The 16,691-nt window shown below is 55.7% G+C and carries 12 protein-coding genes; 5 read left to right on the forward strand and 7 right to left on the reverse strand.

All coding sequences use genetic code 11. The features are described 5' to 3' along the window. Window positions 1-226 precede the first annotated feature (226 nt). Window positions 227-1,000, reverse strand: a complete 774-nt coding sequence (locus tag HDE78_RS02160; RefSeq protein WP_179476864.1) for an alpha/beta hydrolase — start codon at window positions 998-1,000, stop codon at window positions 227-229. 578 nt (window positions 1,001-1,578) lie between these two features. Further along, the gene (locus HDE78_RS02165) at window positions 1,579-2,364 is read right to left on the reverse strand and encodes an alpha/beta hydrolase (protein ID WP_179476865.1); all 786 of its coding nucleotides are present in this window, start codon (window positions 2,362-2,364) and stop codon (window positions 1,579-1,581) included. A 137-nt stretch (window positions 2,365-2,501) separates the two neighbouring features. On the opposite strand from HDE78_RS02165, the gene HDE78_RS02170 reads away from it, so the two are divergent. The 3 genes from HDE78_RS02170 to HDE78_RS02180 all read left to right on the forward strand — a co-directional run bounded on the left by HDE78_RS02170 (window position 2,502) and on the right by HDE78_RS02180 (window position 6,934). After that, window positions 2,502-3,407: a LysR family transcriptional regulator gene (locus HDE78_RS02170; RefSeq protein WP_179476866.1), complete on the forward strand. Its 906-nt coding sequence runs from the start codon at window positions 2,502-2,504 to the stop codon at window positions 3,405-3,407. A 331-nt stretch (window positions 3,408-3,738) separates the two neighbouring features. Further along, window positions 3,739-5,895 (forward strand): carboxy terminal-processing peptidase, encoded by a 2,157-nt coding sequence (locus HDE78_RS02175; RefSeq protein ID WP_179476867.1) that lies wholly within the window; start codon window positions 3,739-3,741, stop codon window positions 5,893-5,895. A gap of 202 nt (window positions 5,896-6,097) precedes the next feature. After that, on the forward strand, window positions 6,098-6,934 hold the full coding sequence (locus HDE78_RS02180; protein ID WP_179476868.1) for an SGNH/GDSL hydrolase family protein: 837 nt from the start codon (window positions 6,098-6,100) through the stop codon (window positions 6,932-6,934). Between the two features lie 64 nt (window positions 6,935-6,998). Here HDE78_RS02180 and HDE78_RS02185 read toward each other — a convergent pair whose 3' ends face one another. Together HDE78_RS02185 and HDE78_RS02190 are read right to left on the reverse strand one after the other, a co-directional pair. Further along, complete coding sequence (locus HDE78_RS02185) at window positions 6,999-7,631, reverse strand: response regulator transcription factor (RefSeq protein ID WP_179476869.1); 633 nt, start codon at window positions 7,629-7,631, stop codon at window positions 6,999-7,001. 3 nt (window positions 7,632-7,634) lie between these two features. Then, window positions 7,635-10,706, reverse strand: a complete 3,072-nt coding sequence (locus tag HDE78_RS02190) for a sensor histidine kinase (protein WP_179476870.1) — start codon at window positions 10,704-10,706, stop codon at window positions 7,635-7,637. Window positions 10,707-10,892: 186 nt separating this feature from the next. Between HDE78_RS02190 and HDE78_RS02195 the strand changes: the two genes are divergently transcribed. Beyond that, window positions 10,893-11,249 carry a hypothetical protein gene (locus tag HDE78_RS02195; RefSeq protein ID WP_218861922.1) on the forward strand — a complete coding sequence of 119 codons (357 nt, stop codon included), beginning with the start codon at window positions 10,893-10,895 and terminating at the stop codon, window positions 11,247-11,249. Window positions 11,250-11,393: 144 nt separating this feature from the next. Here HDE78_RS02195 and HDE78_RS02200 read toward each other — a convergent pair whose 3' ends face one another. The 3 genes from HDE78_RS02200 to HDE78_RS02210 all read right to left on the reverse strand — a co-directional run bounded on the left by HDE78_RS02200 (window position 11,394) and on the right by HDE78_RS02210 (window position 13,405). Continuing rightward, on the reverse strand, window positions 11,394-12,185 hold the full coding sequence (locus tag HDE78_RS02200; protein WP_179476872.1) for a GDSL-type esterase/lipase family protein: 792 nt from the start codon (window positions 12,183-12,185) through the stop codon (window positions 11,394-11,396). 256 nt (window positions 12,186-12,441) lie between these two features. After that, window positions 12,442-12,687 (reverse strand): hypothetical protein, encoded by a 246-nt coding sequence (locus HDE78_RS02205; protein ID WP_179476873.1) that lies wholly within the window; start codon window positions 12,685-12,687, stop codon window positions 12,442-12,444. A 94-nt stretch (window positions 12,688-12,781) separates the two neighbouring features. Next, window positions 12,782-13,405, reverse strand: a complete 624-nt coding sequence (locus HDE78_RS02210) for a TetR/AcrR family transcriptional regulator (RefSeq protein WP_179476874.1) — start codon at window positions 13,403-13,405, stop codon at window positions 12,782-12,784. A gap of 839 nt (window positions 13,406-14,244) precedes the next feature. Here HDE78_RS02210 and HDE78_RS02215 point away from each other — a divergent pair. Beyond that, window positions 14,245-16,608 carry a TonB-dependent receptor gene (locus HDE78_RS02215; RefSeq protein ID WP_179476875.1) on the forward strand — a complete coding sequence of 788 codons (2,364 nt, stop codon included), beginning with the start codon at window positions 14,245-14,247 and terminating at the stop codon, window positions 16,606-16,608. The last annotated feature ends 83 nt before the right edge of the window (window positions 16,609-16,691 follow it).

Below are 16,691 nucleotides of genomic sequence, written 5' to 3' on the forward strand. Positions count from 1 at the left end.
GCTACTATTTGCTTTACGCAGACTATCGAGAAGCAGCGCATTCGTTGCATGAGACCCGAGAGATTAGAATCGAAATATTTCGTTGACCTTTTGCCAATGATCGCCAAATGTGGCCACCCCATTCTCTAACGACAGACCGATCGAACATCGAGCCTGCCTAAAACGCTACGGTTTCCAACGCAAAAAAAGAAGGCTCCTTTCGGAGCCTTCTGCACCACCCGAAAACTTACTTCGCGCCTGCTTCTACATGCTTTGCCGCCTGTTCGATGATCCCGGCAACAACCTTGGGGTTCGACATATAGATGGCGTGGTTTCCCTTGACGTTCGTCACCGTCGCATTCATCTGCTTGGCCATGGCGCGCTGCGCCTCAACCGGGATCATGTGATCACCATCGACGACAAGATAAAAGTCCGGTTTGGATTTCCATGCAGGCGTAGAGATGACGCCACCGATCGCCGCAACATTCCAAGGCACCTGAGAATCAGCCATGAATTGCGCGGTCTTTGGCGGCAGATCAGCAGCAAAAGCCGCGGCGAATTTTGCATTATCCAGCAACAACCAGCCATTGTCCGGCGGGAGGATCGGCGGCGGCGCCGCGCCCGGAACGGGATGGGAGATCAGCGTCTGGACGGACTCACCAGCGTTGGGAGCAAAGGCCGTAATGTAGACAAGCGCCTTAACATTATCAGCGGTGCCGGCTTCAGTAATCACCGCACCGCCGTAAGAATGACCGACGAGCACGACCGGTCCGGTCTGCTTATCGAGAACTCGTTTGGTGTACGCAACGTCGTCCGACAGCGAGCTGGTGGGGATTTGTACGATGCTGACCTTGTAGCCGTCGTGGGTGAGAATGTCGTAGACACTCTTCCAGCCCGAGCCATCAACGAATGCGCCGTGAACCAGAACCACCGAAGGACGGGTATCGGCAGCTTGAGCTGCGCCGCCTGCGATGACCGCGCCACCCACCATGGTGGCGGCGAGAAATTTACTCAGATTCATACGTGAAGCTCCTGCAGCGCGTGAATACATACGGTCAGCGGCGCTGTATCGCTGCCCACATGTGGCCCATGAAAGGTGCCTGTTGGTCCTCGGAAATTTCGTCCTATTACGCCTGGCCCGCTTCAGAGCCAATAGTCGAACTCCTACAAGCACAAGTCTTGTCGAAGGCGATGTGCGGTTCTTGCTTATTTGGGACGGCCGGCTTGAATTCGGACAATGACCTAGCAACCGCTGTGTGCGCGATCGCTCTTGCGCCAACGGAGCGGGAAAATTCGCCGACCTTGCGTGATCACTTTTCAGGCGCAGTTGTCTTTGCGAGGAAACAGTGGTGGCATGAGTTAACGGCTGCTCCGGCAGAAGAATGCCGTTTGGCGGATCGGCGTTCTAACAGCTAGGTTTAAGCAGTGTGCACGTCCAGGATCGTGCCGCCCATTCTCGGCTCTCTGAGGCTAAGTGATTCTCGCGCTCATCATCGTTGGCTTGGCGCAGATATCGCGGCGTCTGCGAAACGCAGCGAGTACGCCAAAGGCCATCCATGGCCTCTTCGTCGCTCCAGCAAAACAAAAAGCTAAAAGTTTTCAGTGAACCACGCGGTCGCGGACAAACTCAGTGATAAGGTTGGCGACTTCGGCGGGCGATTCCAGCGGTGACAAGTGGCCCGTGCCGGCCAGCACCTCCATTTGAGCATGAGCAATATGCGGCAGCAGATGCGATTTGAGCATCTCTACGCTGTCGACCTTATCGAGTTCGCCGGCGATAACCAGCGTCGGAACATTGATGGCATGCACCTGGGCAGAAATGTCCTCAAGGATGGTGGCACGAGGCCACGCCACCTTGGCCTGCGGCGCGCCGCGCAGACTGTCTTCAATCACCTGCGCGCGATCCTCCACAGAAAGTACCCGTCCCGTCAGCACGTGATCGATCGTTGCACCTACCGACTCAGCCGTGAGATAGGCACCGGCCATTGCCTCCGCCATCTCCTGCGGCAGCACGACCGCAGGCGGTGGCGAGGGTGCGACAAGGACCAGGCCCGCCAGGCCAGCGGGTCGGCGCGATGCGATGAGCTGCGCCACCTTGCCGCCCATCGAGTGGCCGACCAACACGTACTTCTTGAGGTTGAGCGCATTGATGACGCTCTCCGCATCAGCCGCCAGATCGGCGAAGCCGTATCCGCTCACCGGAGCGTCAGAAACTCCCCATCCGCGGTGATCGGTCGTAATCGTCCGGTAGCTGCCGGAAAGCTTATCTACGACGTGGCGCCAGGTTTTATGCGAACCGCCCCAGTAGTGAAGAAAGACCAGCGGAAGGTCGCCCTCACCCTGCTCTTCAACAAAGATTTGAATACCGTTGGCTGCAATTTTCATGATCTGTCCTCGTTTGTGGATGCCGCAATCGGCGAATGACTGCGGCTCGACAACCAAAATAGATCTCGCTCGCACAGTCGACAATGAGTGATTTACTATCATCACTCGATAAAAAATCGAGATAATCAGGCCGGGCCATGGACCGTTTTATAAGCTTTGGTGTTTTTGTCGCTGCTGCCGCCGAGGGCAGCCTGGCGGCAGCAGCGCGCAAGTTTGGCTTGTCGCCCTCAATGGCGAGCAAGCACGTGAGTGCGCTTGAGGCCGAACTCGGTGTGCGGCTTATGCAGCGCTCGACGCGAAAGCTCACATTGACTGATGCAGGGCGCGCTTATTACCTGCGCTGCCAGCGAATTCTCGAGGAAGTCGACGAGGCGAACCGTGAAGCCAGCGACGCCCAGATTGTCGTTCGCGGACCGCTGCGAGTGGCGGCGCCGGTGACCTTTGGCGCGATGCATCTAGGCGGCGTCGTTGCCCGCTATCTGGATCAGCATCCGGAAGTCACGATCGATGTAAGACTCGACGATCAGTATGTGGACCTGCTGGCCGGTGGTATCGATGTGGCCATCCGCATCGGCAAACTATTGGACTCCGATCTGGTTGCAAGACGCCTGGCGCCTTGCCGCATGGTTTTCTGCGCCGCGCCGGAATTTCTCACTCGTCATCGGTTGAAACATACGCTGGATGACATACGCCAAGCGCCACGCCTGGTGTTCAGTAACGCGGTATCGCAAGGCGACTGGACGGCAACCGATGCGAAGGGAGAGACGCATACTTTCGATGGACCAATCCGGCTCTCCAGTGACAATACCCAAATGTTGCTCGCCGCCGCACTCGAAGGTGCGGGCATCACTTACGGCCCGAGTTTTGTATTCGGCGAGCATTTGGCGCGCGGCGACCTTGTCACCCTGCTACCCAAGTTTCAAACCGTCTCGCTGGCCATCCACGCGGTGTATCCGTCCGCCCGTCATGTGACGTTGAAGCTGCGCCGGTTTATCGATCATCTGGTAGCCAGTTTTGGCGATACGCCGCCCTGGCCTGCATGAAGCAACGGCGCAAAGTCAGACATGCGTCCCGAACTAAGGCTCTGTGAGCTGACGCTACCCTGCTTTTGTATGGCACAAATCAGTTCTGGCGACACACTTCCGATGGACCCGGCGCGAGCGTCGTTGCCGGGCCAGGTATCGGCATGCCAATGTCATGGCCTCGCAAAGCAATACCCCAACTGGGGCATGAAACCAGACGCTAGCAGTAATACAAAGACGGTTGATCAGACTGCTTAACCCCCTCTCATTCCCCGTTCTCGTGCATGAACTTTTGCTGCTTGCGCTTTGCCTAGCGAAAGCAGCCTTATCGAACACTTTCCAAGTTGAGCTCATGAACCGTCCCTACCGTTCGATTTCGCTTTGCGTTCTGTTATCACTGACAGCGCTGTGCTTTCGGCCCGCTTTGGCCGACGGCACCGGCCAGGCACAGGCCCCCATTCATCTGTCTCCAAGCCCGGTCGAGCCAGAAGCCGCGAAAGTCGTTAGCTTGCTCTTCACACGTTTTCATTATCGGCCCCAACCGCTCGATCAGTCGTTTTCGAAAGTCGTTTTTGATCATCTGCTCGAGAATCTCGATCCGGAGCGTTCGTCATTCACGCGCGCTGACATCGACAGCTTCGCCCCCGAAGCAAACGCGCTGGCTCCGTCGACGTTAAACGGCGAGCTCTCGCCAGCGTTCTTCATTGTGAATCGCTACCTCAACCGTGCGCTCGAGCAATATCAATACGCTCAGACCCTGCTCCCCCATGGCTTCGACTTTACCTCGAAAGAATCCGTCCAGATCGAGCGCAAAGACGCGCCGTGGCCCAGCTTGACCGATGAGCTGCACGACCTGTGGCGCAAGCATGCAGAAGACGATTGGCTGCGATTGAAGCTCGCCGGACAGAATGATGAAGCAATCCGCCAGACGCTGACGCATCGTTACCAACGTGTCACGGAGAGGCTCAAAAAGACAACGCCTGAAGACGCTTTTCAGATTTATATGACAGCCTTCAGCGAATCCATGGATCCCCACACGGATTATTTCGTCCCCAAAACTGCGCTCGAATTCAATACGCAGATGTCGCTGTCTCTCGTCGGTATAGGCGCGTACCTGCGCGAACACAACGAATACGTGCAGATCAGCGAGCTCGTACCAGGAGGCCCTGCGGGAACATCGGGCAAAGTCCACGTGGGCGATCGTATCGTTGCGGTGGGTCAAGGCGACAAGGCGGGTTTGGTCGACGTGGTGGGTTGGCGCGCCGATGATGTGGTGGGGCTGATTCGCGGCGCGGTAGGGACGTCTGTTCGCATCGAGCTTTTGTCTGATGAGCGCAAAGGCGATTCCGTCACGCGTACGGTCGTCCTTCAACGGCGAAAGGTGTCGATCGCGGATGAGGCAGCACGTTCATCCGTCATCGAAACTGCCGATCAGGGGCATCGACAGAGGATCGGCGTCATCAGCGTACCGTCGTTCTATGAGGACTTCGAAGGAAGGCGTGACGGTGACCCCGGTTACAGCAGCGTCAGTCGCGACGTCAAACGCATGCTCACCGAATTCAACGAGAAACATGTCGATGGTGTTCTCATCGATCTTCGTAACAACGGCGGCGGGTCTCTGACCGAAGCGACGGCGCTAGCCGGCCTTTTTTCCGGATCAGGTCCTGTTGTGCAGGTTCGAGACGCCCGGGGGAACGTTGAAGTCGACGGCGCGCCTAACGACCAGGCGGTCTGGACAGGACCACTCGGCGTATTGGTCAATCATGGATCGGCTTCCGCTTCTGAAATCTTTGCGGCCGCCATCCAGGACAAAAAGCGCGGCCTCATCATCGGCGAGACCACGTTCGGCAAGGGCACGGTTCAAAATCTTGTAGACCTTGACTCAGTAGTTGGACGCGATGGGAGCAACAAGCTGGGCGAACTTAAAATGACCATCGCCCAGTTTTACCGCGTCAATGGCGTGAGCACCCAACTGGTCGGTGTACGGCCGGATATTTCCTTCCCTTCCACCGGCCAGGAAAAATTGTTCGGCGAATCGATTTATAAGAACGCCCTGCCTGCCTCTAGCATTTCCGCACTTCCGCGCAAGGCCGGCGCAGCACAAGCGCGCTTCGTCAGCGTGCTAGAAGAGACACACGAGAAACGCGTGGCAGACTCGCCCGCCTGGCAGCTCATGCTGGATGAGATCAACGCTTTCCAAAGAGCGTCATCGCGCACATCGGTTTCGCTCAACCTTGCTGTGAGAAAGGCTGACCGTGATGCCGATATTGCGGTTACCAAGGCCTTCCAAGACCGTCGTCGAAATATAGATAAAGCAGCTGGGGTTCCAGCTGACTCCGATGATGCGGCAATTGCCGATGACGGACTCGACCCGTCTGAGCGAGCGTTGTCACCGGAGAAGACGCCCTCCTCCTCCAAGATGCTCAAGGATCCAGGCCTGCAAGAAGCCGCTCAGATCGTCGCCGACGAGTCGCGCCTGCTGATCATGTTTGCTGCGGCTACTGGCTGATTTACCATTGGACATAGGCCTTCGTTGGTCGAGACCTCGCGTGTTGCAAGCGAGTAGATGGCAATATTCGATACGACGTCGCTACGATATCGTCGGTTAGCGGAATCATTCCAAAAAAGAGCTAAAAGTGGCGTCAGTCCATCGAGCAAGATCGTTGAGAACATTGGGCCGACGTGTGGGATTGGCACTTGTTGTTCCGTGCTTGGCCGCTGCTATCGCAGCCGTACTCATTGTCTACATGCAAGGCAAAGCTCGCGTCCAGCACGGCGCCCAGTATGTAGCGCTCGGCAGCTCATTTTCCTCCGGACCCGGCATTCCTCATCAAAGCGCAGGTAGCCCTTTGCTGTGCGCGCGGTCCGATCACAATTACGCGCACATGCTTGCTCGCAAGCGAGGCCTTACGCTGGTCGACGTGTCTTGTGCCGGCGCTACTACTAACGATATTTTGAAAGGCGGGCAGTATTTTCAAAGCCCTCAAGTGGATGCGATTGGTCCTTCGACGACTCTGGTGACGATAACGATCGGCGGCAACGATGTGCAGTATCTCTCCAATCTCGTTGCTAAAAGCTGTTCAAGCGACCATTCGATTGTCAGTTTTGTTTTGAGGGCGTGTGTCATTACACCGACACGCCTAGTCGACAAACATTTTGGCGAACTCGGGGCTCATCTTCGAGACATCGCTAAGGAAATTCGAGCGCGTTCTCAGAGAGCGCACATCGTTTTTGTCGGTTATCTAGATGTCTTACCCGCCGAAGGGAGCTGCGAGTCACTCGGTCTAAGCGACAAAGACATCGTGCAGATGCGTGGAATCGCCAAGCGCCTCAAGGAAGCCACACGTGCTGCAGCGATCGCGAGCAGTGCAGCATACGTCGATCCCAACGATCAGACGACCGACCATAGCGCATGCTCAGCCCAAGCCTGGGTTAACGGCCGCTTTCCAAGCGCTCGTTGGACAGCGCCATTTCATCCTAACGTTGAGGGAATGCGGGCAGTCGCACTCGCGATAGATGCCTCGCTGGGTTCTGGCGTATCTTATTGAACGTGGGAGCCCTGGGTTGTTGCTGCGTTGGCCTCATAAACGACGTAAGCAACTATGATCGGATTCAGCCCTGGATAATTCCGCGATTGACCGCAATCATGACCGCATGGGTCCGGTCTTTGGCACCGAGCTTGGACAGAATGCCCTTCATATGCGCCTTGACCGTTTCTTCGCTGATGCCCAACATGTTTGCCACGTTCTTGTTGGAGTTGCCCGCTGCGACCTGCTTGAGCACCTGCGTCTCACGCATGGTTAGTTCGTCGTCGATGGCGTGATCGGCGATCTGGGCCGCTATTTCAGGAACGATGCATCGCTTGCCTGCATGGAGTTTGCGGATGGTATCGACCATCTCCTTACGCAATACACTCTTGAGTAGAAACCCCCTCGCGCCCGCTTTCAGGGCATTGACTGCCTGGACGTCTCCTTTATAAGTCGTCAAGACAAGAATAACCGCGGCAGGAAACTCCCGGCATATCTGGTTGATCGCCTCAACTCCCGTCATACCCGGCATCTGGATATCCATAAGAGTCACATCGGGCCGGTACTGCCGAAACTTTTCAACGGCTTCATAGCCATCGCTTGCCTCAGCTACCAGAACCATATCGGGCTGCGTTTCGATAACCGCTGCGATGCCATCGCGCAGCATGGGGTGATCGTCGACGGTGAGAATTCGGATAAGGTTATCTTCGGATTGCATAGGTTATCTTCCACCCTTGACCAGACGCCGCAGAATATGACGAAACGATGGGCGGGTATCTCCATACGCAACCGCAGCAGGAATTTTCAGCTCAATTTCTGTACCCAGATCGGGCCCGCCCCAAACGACGAGACTGCCGCCCATTTGAACAGCGCGCTCGCGCATTCCCACCAGTCCCCAATGCCCAGGCCGGCCCCCACTAAGGGTGACGCCCTCGCCTATCCCGCGACCGTTATCCCGAAACCGCACTCTGAGCTCATCGCTATCGTGACTGATCTCGATCTCAATCGCGTCGGCATCCGAATGCCGGTAGGAATTAAGAATTGCCTCCCGACCAATACGATAAATTTCCTCTCGAACCATCGGATCGACCGGATGTTCCAGTCCCTCAACCAGGATCTGAAAAGATACATTAGCGTCCTTACCCAACTCTTCGCCGATTAGTGCAAAAGCGCGGGGTAGATTACGGGCCTGTTCGGCGGTTGTCCTTAGGTCAAGCAGACGGTCGCGCCCTTCAACCAGTACGTCGTCGGCCCTATCAAGGGCTTTATCAATCATTGCTCTTGCCGGTTCGCCCATGGGGACTCGCTGGGCGGCCGCTTGAACGCTCAATATCAGTCCTTGCACCGATTGCAACAGCGTATCGTGCAGCTCTCGAGCGATCCGTTCCCGTTCGGCGTAGCGCTCATTCAGCCGACTGCGTACGTTGTCGGCGACCTGACGAAGCCTCATTCCGAATAACAAGGCTGTGATGATCAAGACAGCTGCCACACAAGCAATGATAAACAGGTTTGTCTGATAGAACATGCGCGGTATGGTCACCCCCACCGACGCTGGATAAGTGCTCCACACACCGTCTTCATTTTCAGCTTCGACTTGAAATGTATAGGTACCCGGCGAAAGGTTGGCGTAAAAAGCTTCCCTGCGTGTACCCACATCTTGCCAAACCTCGTCCACACCATCGAGCCTGCATCGAAAGCGCGTACCCTCCGGAACAGACAGACTTGTAGCAGAGTATTCAATCGCTAAATTGGACGTTCTTTTCGGTAACTGCATCACCGAAAGATCATTCCTAGTCTCACCATCGGCGTGCGGCTCTGGCAGGTAGTGCCGGCCATTGCTCGACACGTCCACAATTTCCACGGTTGGTGGTACGCGATTCAGATGAGTATGCCGCGGGTCGATCCAGGCAATACCAAGATTCGTAGCGACCCATATCTGGCCATCCCTATCCACCCATGCCGTTGGCAGCGACTTCGATTGCAGTGCGAAACCGGGCAATCCATCGCGATACTGAAACAATTTATAGGTGGGACTGTAATTGCTATCGTCAAACGCTTTTTTTAATTCCAGAGCACTGATTCTAAGCACTCCTTGGCCCGTATTAAGCCAAAACATTCCCTCCGACTGCACGATGCCGGAAATACCGCTGATCGGGCTGGCACCAATCGACGAAAGCGTTTGGAACTTGCCGTTCTCGAAACGGGCCAGCCCCAGTTCGCCTCCCACGAGCTTCAGTGATGTCGCCACATTGAAGGAGCTCACCGCGCCGATGCCGACACCATCTTTCGAAGAGAATAACCGTGCGCTGTGTGCGTCCTCCACCACAACCCGGTTATTGGTAAAACCAACCCACAGGCCTTCGTTGGCCAGAGCTAAAGCCGTCGGCGTATCTCGAATCAAGGAATCGCTGCTAACGCTCCATCGTCCCGATGACCAATGAAACAATCGACCGTTGACGAAAGACGCCCATATTCCGCCCGCATGGTCCGAAGTAAAAGCCGCCAACGAGGCGTTGGTGACTCCCGCCGGCAAGGGAATGGACTGCGTAACGCCGTCCTTATAACGATATATCCCAGTTTCTGATTCAAACCAAAGCGAACCATCTTCGGTGCCGGCCAGATCGTGGACGGTTTCCGGCATCTTGATGACAGAATGAAGTACGGCGTTCTCAACCCGATATATCGATCTTCCGTTCAGTATCCAGACATTCCCCGCGCTGTCGACAGTCCCGTTGAAGTCTACGCCTGGAATCACCTCCAACCCGGGAACGACGGAAACGTTGCTGCTTCTGAAGCTATCAAGTCCAAAATTTGTGCCAACCCAGACGTTGCCTTCGCGATCGTTCAACAGAGGGTCTGTCAAATCTGAAGTCAGACCATTTTTCCGATTCACCACGTATGAGAGATCGCTGCTCTGTAAAGAACGGCCATCCGCAACAGTCTTGGGGTCAAGCACGATATAGACGCCACCCGATTGAGAATCGGTGCCCCACATGTGCCCGTTACGGTCAAAAAGCATTCGGTTGGACGTTATGAAGTTCTGTGAAAGTAACTTGGGCGCGATCGAAAGGCTCGGATGAAGAACCGTCACGCCGGGGAGCGAACGCGTACCATGAACCTTGTCGGACACCCATAGACCATCATCACGATCCAATGCCAGCACCGCGCCAGAGCCCAGCGCAATATGAGTGTCCTGGAATCGATGAGAGCCTTTGGCGAGAAAAAGAAGCGACGAGGGGCCCGACGCCCACAAGGTTCCCTCCTTATCGACCAGCACCCATCCAGCACTGTTCGGAGGAAAGCCCCAATCATTGCCTATCGTGGTCCACCGCCCATTCTCGTACCGGGCCAATCCATGCCTCGCAGCTGCCCAGATGACACCATCCTGGGTTTGCGCAAATGCCAAAACCCACCCGCTGGGAAAACCGTCGTCTTTTCCATAGGTCGTGGCATGGCCCTGTTTGATAAGCGTCATGCCACCCAGATAAAAGCCGGCCAAAATTTCCCCGGTCGGCAGAACGCTCAGTGACGTGATGTTGGACGATGAAAATGATTTATCAAACTGTATGGCAGATCTGAATTTGACTCCGTCGAACTGATACAGCCCAGCGCCCGTACCCAGCCATAGAGAACCATCGACTCCCTGCGCGATCGACCAGACATCACGCGGCGCTCCCGTTGCTGCACTCCAAGCCGAGTGATGGAACTGATCCATCGGGGAGGCGGTAATGTCGAAGGATCTAGCCATCCCTGTCAGAATAAAAAAAAGACATCCCGCCAGCAGGCAGGACATACCTCTGTTGAGCAACTCATGTCTACCTAAATGCCGCAATGGCTCAGGCCTCCACGGCCAGCAAGTGTTCAATAACCATAAAGTTCCCGGTCAATCACCCGAAAGGGTGTCGCATGCACATCTCTTAAAGAAGATTCTGATCGCGTATAAAGCCACCAGGCTTCTGCCGTGCAACGACTATATTCCATGTTTCCACACGGTGGCCCCGGCATTGGCCTACTGCTGTTACGTATTGCGCTGGCTCTAGGCCTTCTGCTGGGTTACTGCGCGCCAGCCAGTCACGCTGGTACGGTTTTACTGATTGGACTGGTGCTTGTCTGCATCGCGTTAGTCATCGGATTTTTAACGCCCGTTTTTTCCTGCTTGGTTGTGCTCTCGGGTATAGCCGGGATATTACGCTTGAGCGGCTTGGGTCAGAGCGTTTCGGCTATCACCATAACGCTGGGCGTGGCCCTGTTTCTACTGGGCCCTGGGGCTTACTCGCTCGATGCCCTGATCTATGGCCGGCGCGTACTGAATCTTGAACGAAATCGCGACGATTGATGCCGAAGTTTTTTGCGAAAGCAACATCATTTTGGCGATTTCTGCACGGAAAATTATAAAACTAGCTATGACCAAACCGGTTGTGCCATACGCCTGAAGAACGACGCGCTCCGGTTGATCCAAGCTATGCCGTTCAAGATTGGGCTAGACCCTCATGGCTTCGACCACAAGTGGGCGCATAACGTCGTACCCCGCCCGATTAGGGTGAAGCCCATCATTCGTATATCGCGGAGGGAGCGAACGGTCTTCGGCAGCCAGTGCGCTGAAGTAATCAATAAAAACCGCACCGCGCTCGTTTGCGGTATGGCGCAACCAGTCGTTCAACTCGGCAATACGCGCGATCGGCCTAACCTGAGGGCTATGCGTAAACCCCGCGGCAGGTGTGATGCTGCCCAGCAGGACATTGATACCGTTGACTTGCGCGATGTCGAGCATGGCCAGAATATTGTTCTTGTAGTCTTGCGGCGTCGTTGCGCCGGTGTTGCCGGCAATGTCGTTGCTGCCGCAAAGGATGTGCACCGCCTGTGGCCTCAACGCCACCACGTCGGGATAAAAGCGGATCAACGTCTGCGGCGTCGTCTGGCCACTGATACCTCGGCCGATGATACCGTTCGTAAAAAAGCCTGGATCGGCGTAACGCCATATCTCAGTGATGGAGTCGCCAATGAAAACCACTTTCGGACAACCCTCTTTTCGTACAGTCTCGTTCTCTCCGCGATACAGGCCGAGAAAGGGCCAGTCGCGCGAGCGCTGTCCTACTTCTGCGGCGGTGTAAGCGGCGCGAGCCTCTGGGTCAGTAACAAGAGCTATCAGCTCCGGCCCCGCTGGACCCGAACCAAGCAGGAACTTAAGTAATGCCTGCTCGAATGGCGAATGTCTACGCGGCGTCGGATCAAGCCGATCCACCATGCCGACGGGTGTTTGCGCCTGGGTCATTGGTCACATCCTTCAGTGGAAGTTGATGAAAGCTCGTCGCGGATAAAAGCAAACGGGTAGCTCGTCCGAGTCAAACCGTTCGGCCGCTGACGATCTGGATCTTCTAAGGCGAATTGGCCAAATCATCATTGCGCGCCACGATTTTTCAACGTTCATCGGCGCAAAATATGCTGTCGATCGAACCGCGCACCTCGCCACTCAAACAAACCGTGGCAATTGGGACGAGGGCTTCAAAGTCGAGGAACAGCTGCTGTCTTCACGCCAGAGATGGTGCATCGACATCCGCATACCACCACCATTCGTGATTCTTGCTCGATGCGCACTCATTCTCGGCGTAGTCGTCGCACGAATCGAGTAAGCGTCTTGCCGTGTGCAGCGCGGGATAAAAATGGCCACGCAGGGAAACTTCGACCCAGCCATGTGCTTCTGCACCGACCCGTCCTACCTGACCCGAAGCAGCCGCGCCAACATCGAAATCACTCCCCCACCAAGTACTGAACATGTCGATTCTCACACACGCCAACCAACAAGACGGCCGACAAAATCAGCCCCTCATGAGTTGTCACGTTAACGTGACTTAAGGCGCAGTGCAAGCGTCAACGAGCGCGTTTGAGTTTTGCCACAGCGTCGGCACCTGCCACAGCGACGGTGGTGTAAATCGAGACAATTTCATCCAGCGTTGCGACTTTGAGCCCCAGCGCGTCCACCGCGCCACGCAGCGCCGCCAGATACATTCTCGCCACCACGTCCGCTCTTGCCTTTGGAATAGCGTGCGAGTTACGCAGTACTGCAGCCCAGTCCTTGACTGCAAGGTCATGAACTTCTTTGGCGATGTCTGGAAACACCGCATCGTCGGAAAACATTTTTGACAACAAAGGCCCACGCTCGCGCGCAAGTTCTAGCCACACCTGGATATTGGCGCTGACGAGTTGGCGTAAATCCGGTTTGGCAGGCAGGATCGCGCGAGCTCGGCTACCAGCCTCTCTCATCTCTTGATTTAGCAGGGCTCGAAGCAACTCTTCACGGTTGGTGAAGTAACGATAGCCCAGGCGCTTGTTGACCCCCGTGCGGGCAGCTACCTCCTCCATCGTAACTGCCGGGAGCCCCTGCTCCACGACGATGGCAGCTGCCGCCTCAAGAAACTTGCTGCGTCGTTCGGCGGCGGACAGTCTCGATTTCGTCATTGCCTTACGTGGATTGGCTGCAGCAGGCTTGTTCATGATGTTTACCTTTCCTCCATTTGGGGACGACTCTAGCGCGTCGATCAGTCCCGACGTGCCCAATGGAACGGTACGAAAGCAGCCCGGTTGCACAGAAAGCCCTAGCGCAGGGCAAGTTGAGCCGAGCATAAGTCTCGATACCGTGACTAGCCAAATAGAATAGCGTGAGCACGGATGACATTGCCTTCCTGAGACATGCGCGTTCTGACGAACCAACGCGCGCGACCACATATTTCTACTGCAACCCTCTCATGCCGCGCGTATGGGTCTCGAGCACGGCAAGCATGAAATCCAATGCCGACATCCAGCACAGTATGTCCTTTAGCGCGATGGCAGCCGACGCTCCCCACCGCGAGAACGGCAGTTCAACAACGTATTACGAAAACAAATCAAACCACTTTTGTACTACGCAGATTGTCTCGGAAAGAGCTGCCCTCTGACGAAAATTTGGTTCGGGAAAATAATCGATGTTGCGCTGCACACGCTGATTTCCCCCTTGTCTATCTGCGCTTTCCTCAGCCGCGCAAAGCATCGATGACGTACTGAAACGCCCTGGCCATTAAAGATAGTCAATGTCGACTTGATCAGCGAAACGGCTTGAAGAAGAGCTATCACTCGCAGCGTACGATTGAACAATCGCTCGCCGCCAAGCCTATTTGGCTTCGCATATCGCATGGCATTCCGCGCTAGGCCTCAGCATCTAGTTCGTTGCATCGCACCAACAAACAGACTTGCCTGTTTGTAAATATGTCCCTATCTTTCGGCCACGCTTTGTAATTGCCGCCCGACAGCAGCGTTGATGAAGAGCGCCACCACTAGAATCGTTGGAGGGGTACCTTGTGCGCACTTCTTATCTCATCATGCTCGCCTGCAGCAGCGCTTTGATATCGGTCACCGCGCCGGTGTACGCGCTGGAGACATCTTTCGGTTTGGATTCGGCACAGGCATCGAACGCTCAGTCCACTGCTGGCACAAAAGCAGCTAGAGGGATCGAGAAGACACAGGAAACCGATAACGCGTCGCCCCAAAAGGCGGCCAATCTCTCGCAAGTCATGGTGACTGCAACAAAACGCGCGGAGTCGATTCAGTCGGTGCCGGTGACCGTGACGGTGATCAATGCTGCGCAATTGCAGAATCAAGGCTTGAACGAAGTGCAGGATCTCACCCATGCTGTCCCTGCATTGACGGCTCAAAAAAGCCAACCTACGACGCTGCAGATTCGCGGCATCGGCGTACCGCAAAATGCTCAAACCGCAGAGCCTAGTGTAGGCGTCGTGGTGGATGGTGTATCGCTGGGTAATGCTACCGCGGCATCCCCGCAATTGTTCGATGTGTCGCGGGTAGAGGTGCTTGAGGGACCTCAGGACACCCTGTTCGGGCGCAGCACCTCTGCTGGCGTGCTCAATATCACCACCAACGCACCGGATCCCAGCAAGACTGAGTTGACTCTCCACTCGGACCAGGGAAGTCGGGACAGCTACACCGACCAAGCAGTGCTTAATCTGCCTGTGTCAACCTACTCTGCGCTGCGCCTGTCGGTGGCGGATACGCGACAACCAGACACGATTTACAACGCATACCAGCACATCTGGGACGACAACAAGGCACGCAGTGCACGTATTCGTTACCTGTGGCAGCCCACGGACAAACTCACCTTCAACATCATCGCCGACTACAGTCGCGTCACCTCAAAGGTCAGCGATACCGACTTCCCGGTATTCCAGGCAACACCCGGCGGCGTTCTGAGCAATTTGCTTGCCACGTGCGGGATCGTGCCAAATCAAGACAACAATCGCACCTGCTCGGATGGCCCGAACCGCAGCACGGCAAAGTCAGATGGATTATCCAGCCAAGTCGACTATGACTTCGGCGCAACCACCTTGTCGTCGATTACCGCCGTACGCCACCTTCGAGCCGCTGACGGTGGCGATGCCGACAGCGCTCCGGTGGATCTGGTCAATACCAACACCAAAGACATCAATCTGCGCACGCAGAGCCAAGAATTTCGACTGACGTCATCTAACAACGATTTCCTGGATTATGTCGGCGGCCTCTACTACTACCACAGCACGAATGTCACCAGCACCGTAGAGGAAGGTATGCCGCTGCTGGAGGACGGCCTGCCGTTCCTGCTCGGTCAATCGTCGCTCACGCAGTCGCGTGAACGCAGTTACGCGGCTTACGGTGAAGCGACGTTGAAATTCACGCCGACGTTCCGCGGCATTATTGGCCTACGCTACGGCGACGACGATGTCTCAGCCACTACGCTGCGTCAGCTCGCGCCAGGGGCGATTTTCCCCATCACAAGCACCGCGGACATCCACGGTCGTACGGAAAACAAATACAACTCCTTCCGCTTGGGCATACAGAACGATCTGACCTCCAATGCCATGGGATACATCACGTTTACCAAGGGCTACAAAGGTCCTGCGGTCAATGACCAGGCCACCAGCACCGACGTTCCACTCTTGGTTAAGCCAGAAATTCCCATCGCTTGGGAAGCTGGTCTCAAGACGACGTGGCTCGATGGCCGCGTCGGCGTGAATGGGTCGATCTATCACACGCATATTGAAAACTTCCAGGCGCTCTACTTCGATCCCACATCGGCAACCTTTGTCTACGGCAATGCACCGACGGTCACGATCAAGGGCGTCGAACTGAGCGCCTTTGGACATCTCAATGACAACTTCACGCTCAACTTCGGCACGCTGTATAACAACGGCAAGTACGGCAACGGTTACTTCGTCGGCTGTGCGCCCAACTTTCAGACCGACGCCGACGGGTGCCACGCGGTGCCCGGCAAGACGACGAGAGAGTCCGATGCCGGAGGCAATCAGTTGGTCGCTTCGCCCAAATGGAAAGTCACCCTCAACGGAACTTACAGCCGCGCCCTGAATGCAACGCTGGACGGTTTCGTTTCGGCCGACGGCGTGTACACGTCGCGCATTTATTTCGATCAGGCCTATGATCCCACCGACACTACGGGTAGCCACGTGTTGTTCGGAGCAAAAATAGGTGTCCGCTCACACGATGGCCGATGGGGTATCTATGTCTATGGTCGCAATCTGACCGATGAGCGCGTGCCACAATTTCGTTTTGTGACACCCATAGGCACGACGCTGGGCGACACGAATACTTACAGCCAGACTTTCGGTGCCGATGCATTCCGTACGATCGGCGTTTCGTTCGACGCAAAATTTTAATAGGTAACGATCTTTCTAAACAGCGCGCCTTCTGGCAAAACACGCCGCTGTATTGAGCAGATGTTGACCAATAGAGAGATTCT

This window comes from Rhodanobacter sp. K2T2 (assembly GCF_013408815.1).
GTDB lineage: Bacteria > Pseudomonadota > Gammaproteobacteria > Xanthomonadales > Rhodanobacteraceae > Rhodanobacter.

What these genes read in the sequence shown, in the direction of transcription:
- HDE78_RS02175 (WP_179476867.1), top strand. Translation starts at nt 3,739, where the DNA reads ATGAACCGTCCCTACCGTTCGATTTCGCTTTGCGTTCTGTTATCACTG.
- HDE78_RS02190 (WP_179476870.1), bottom strand. Translation starts at nt 10,706, where the DNA reads ATGTCCTGCCTGCTGGCGGGATGTCTTTTTTTTATTCTGACAGGGATG.
- HDE78_RS02195 (WP_218861922.1), top strand. Translation starts at nt 10,893, where the DNA reads ATGTTTCCACACGGTGGCCCCGGCATTGGCCTACTGCTGTTACGTATT.
- HDE78_RS02210 (WP_179476874.1), bottom strand. Translation starts at nt 13,405, where the DNA reads ATGAACAAGCCTGCTGCAGCCAATCCACGTAAGGCAATGACGAAATCG.
- HDE78_RS02165 (WP_179476865.1), bottom strand. Translation starts at nt 2,364, where the DNA reads ATGAAAATTGCAGCCAACGGTATTCAAATCTTTGTTGAAGAGCAGGGT.
- HDE78_RS02170 (WP_179476866.1), top strand. Translation starts at nt 2,502, where the DNA reads ATGGACCGTTTTATAAGCTTTGGTGTTTTTGTCGCTGCTGCCGCCGAG.
- HDE78_RS02185 (WP_179476869.1), bottom strand. Translation starts at nt 7,631, where the DNA reads ATGCAATCCGAAGATAACCTTATCCGAATTCTCACCGTCGACGATCAC.
- HDE78_RS02160 (WP_179476864.1), bottom strand. Translation starts at nt 1,000, where the DNA reads ATGAATCTGAGTAAATTTCTCGCCGCCACCATGGTGGGTGGCGCGGTC.
- HDE78_RS02200 (WP_179476872.1), bottom strand. Translation starts at nt 12,185, where the DNA reads ATGACCCAGGCGCAAACACCCGTCGGCATGGTGGATCGGCTTGATCCG.
- HDE78_RS02205 (WP_179476873.1), bottom strand. Translation starts at nt 12,687, where the DNA reads ATGTTCAGTACTTGGTGGGGGAGTGATTTCGATGTTGGCGCGGCTGCT.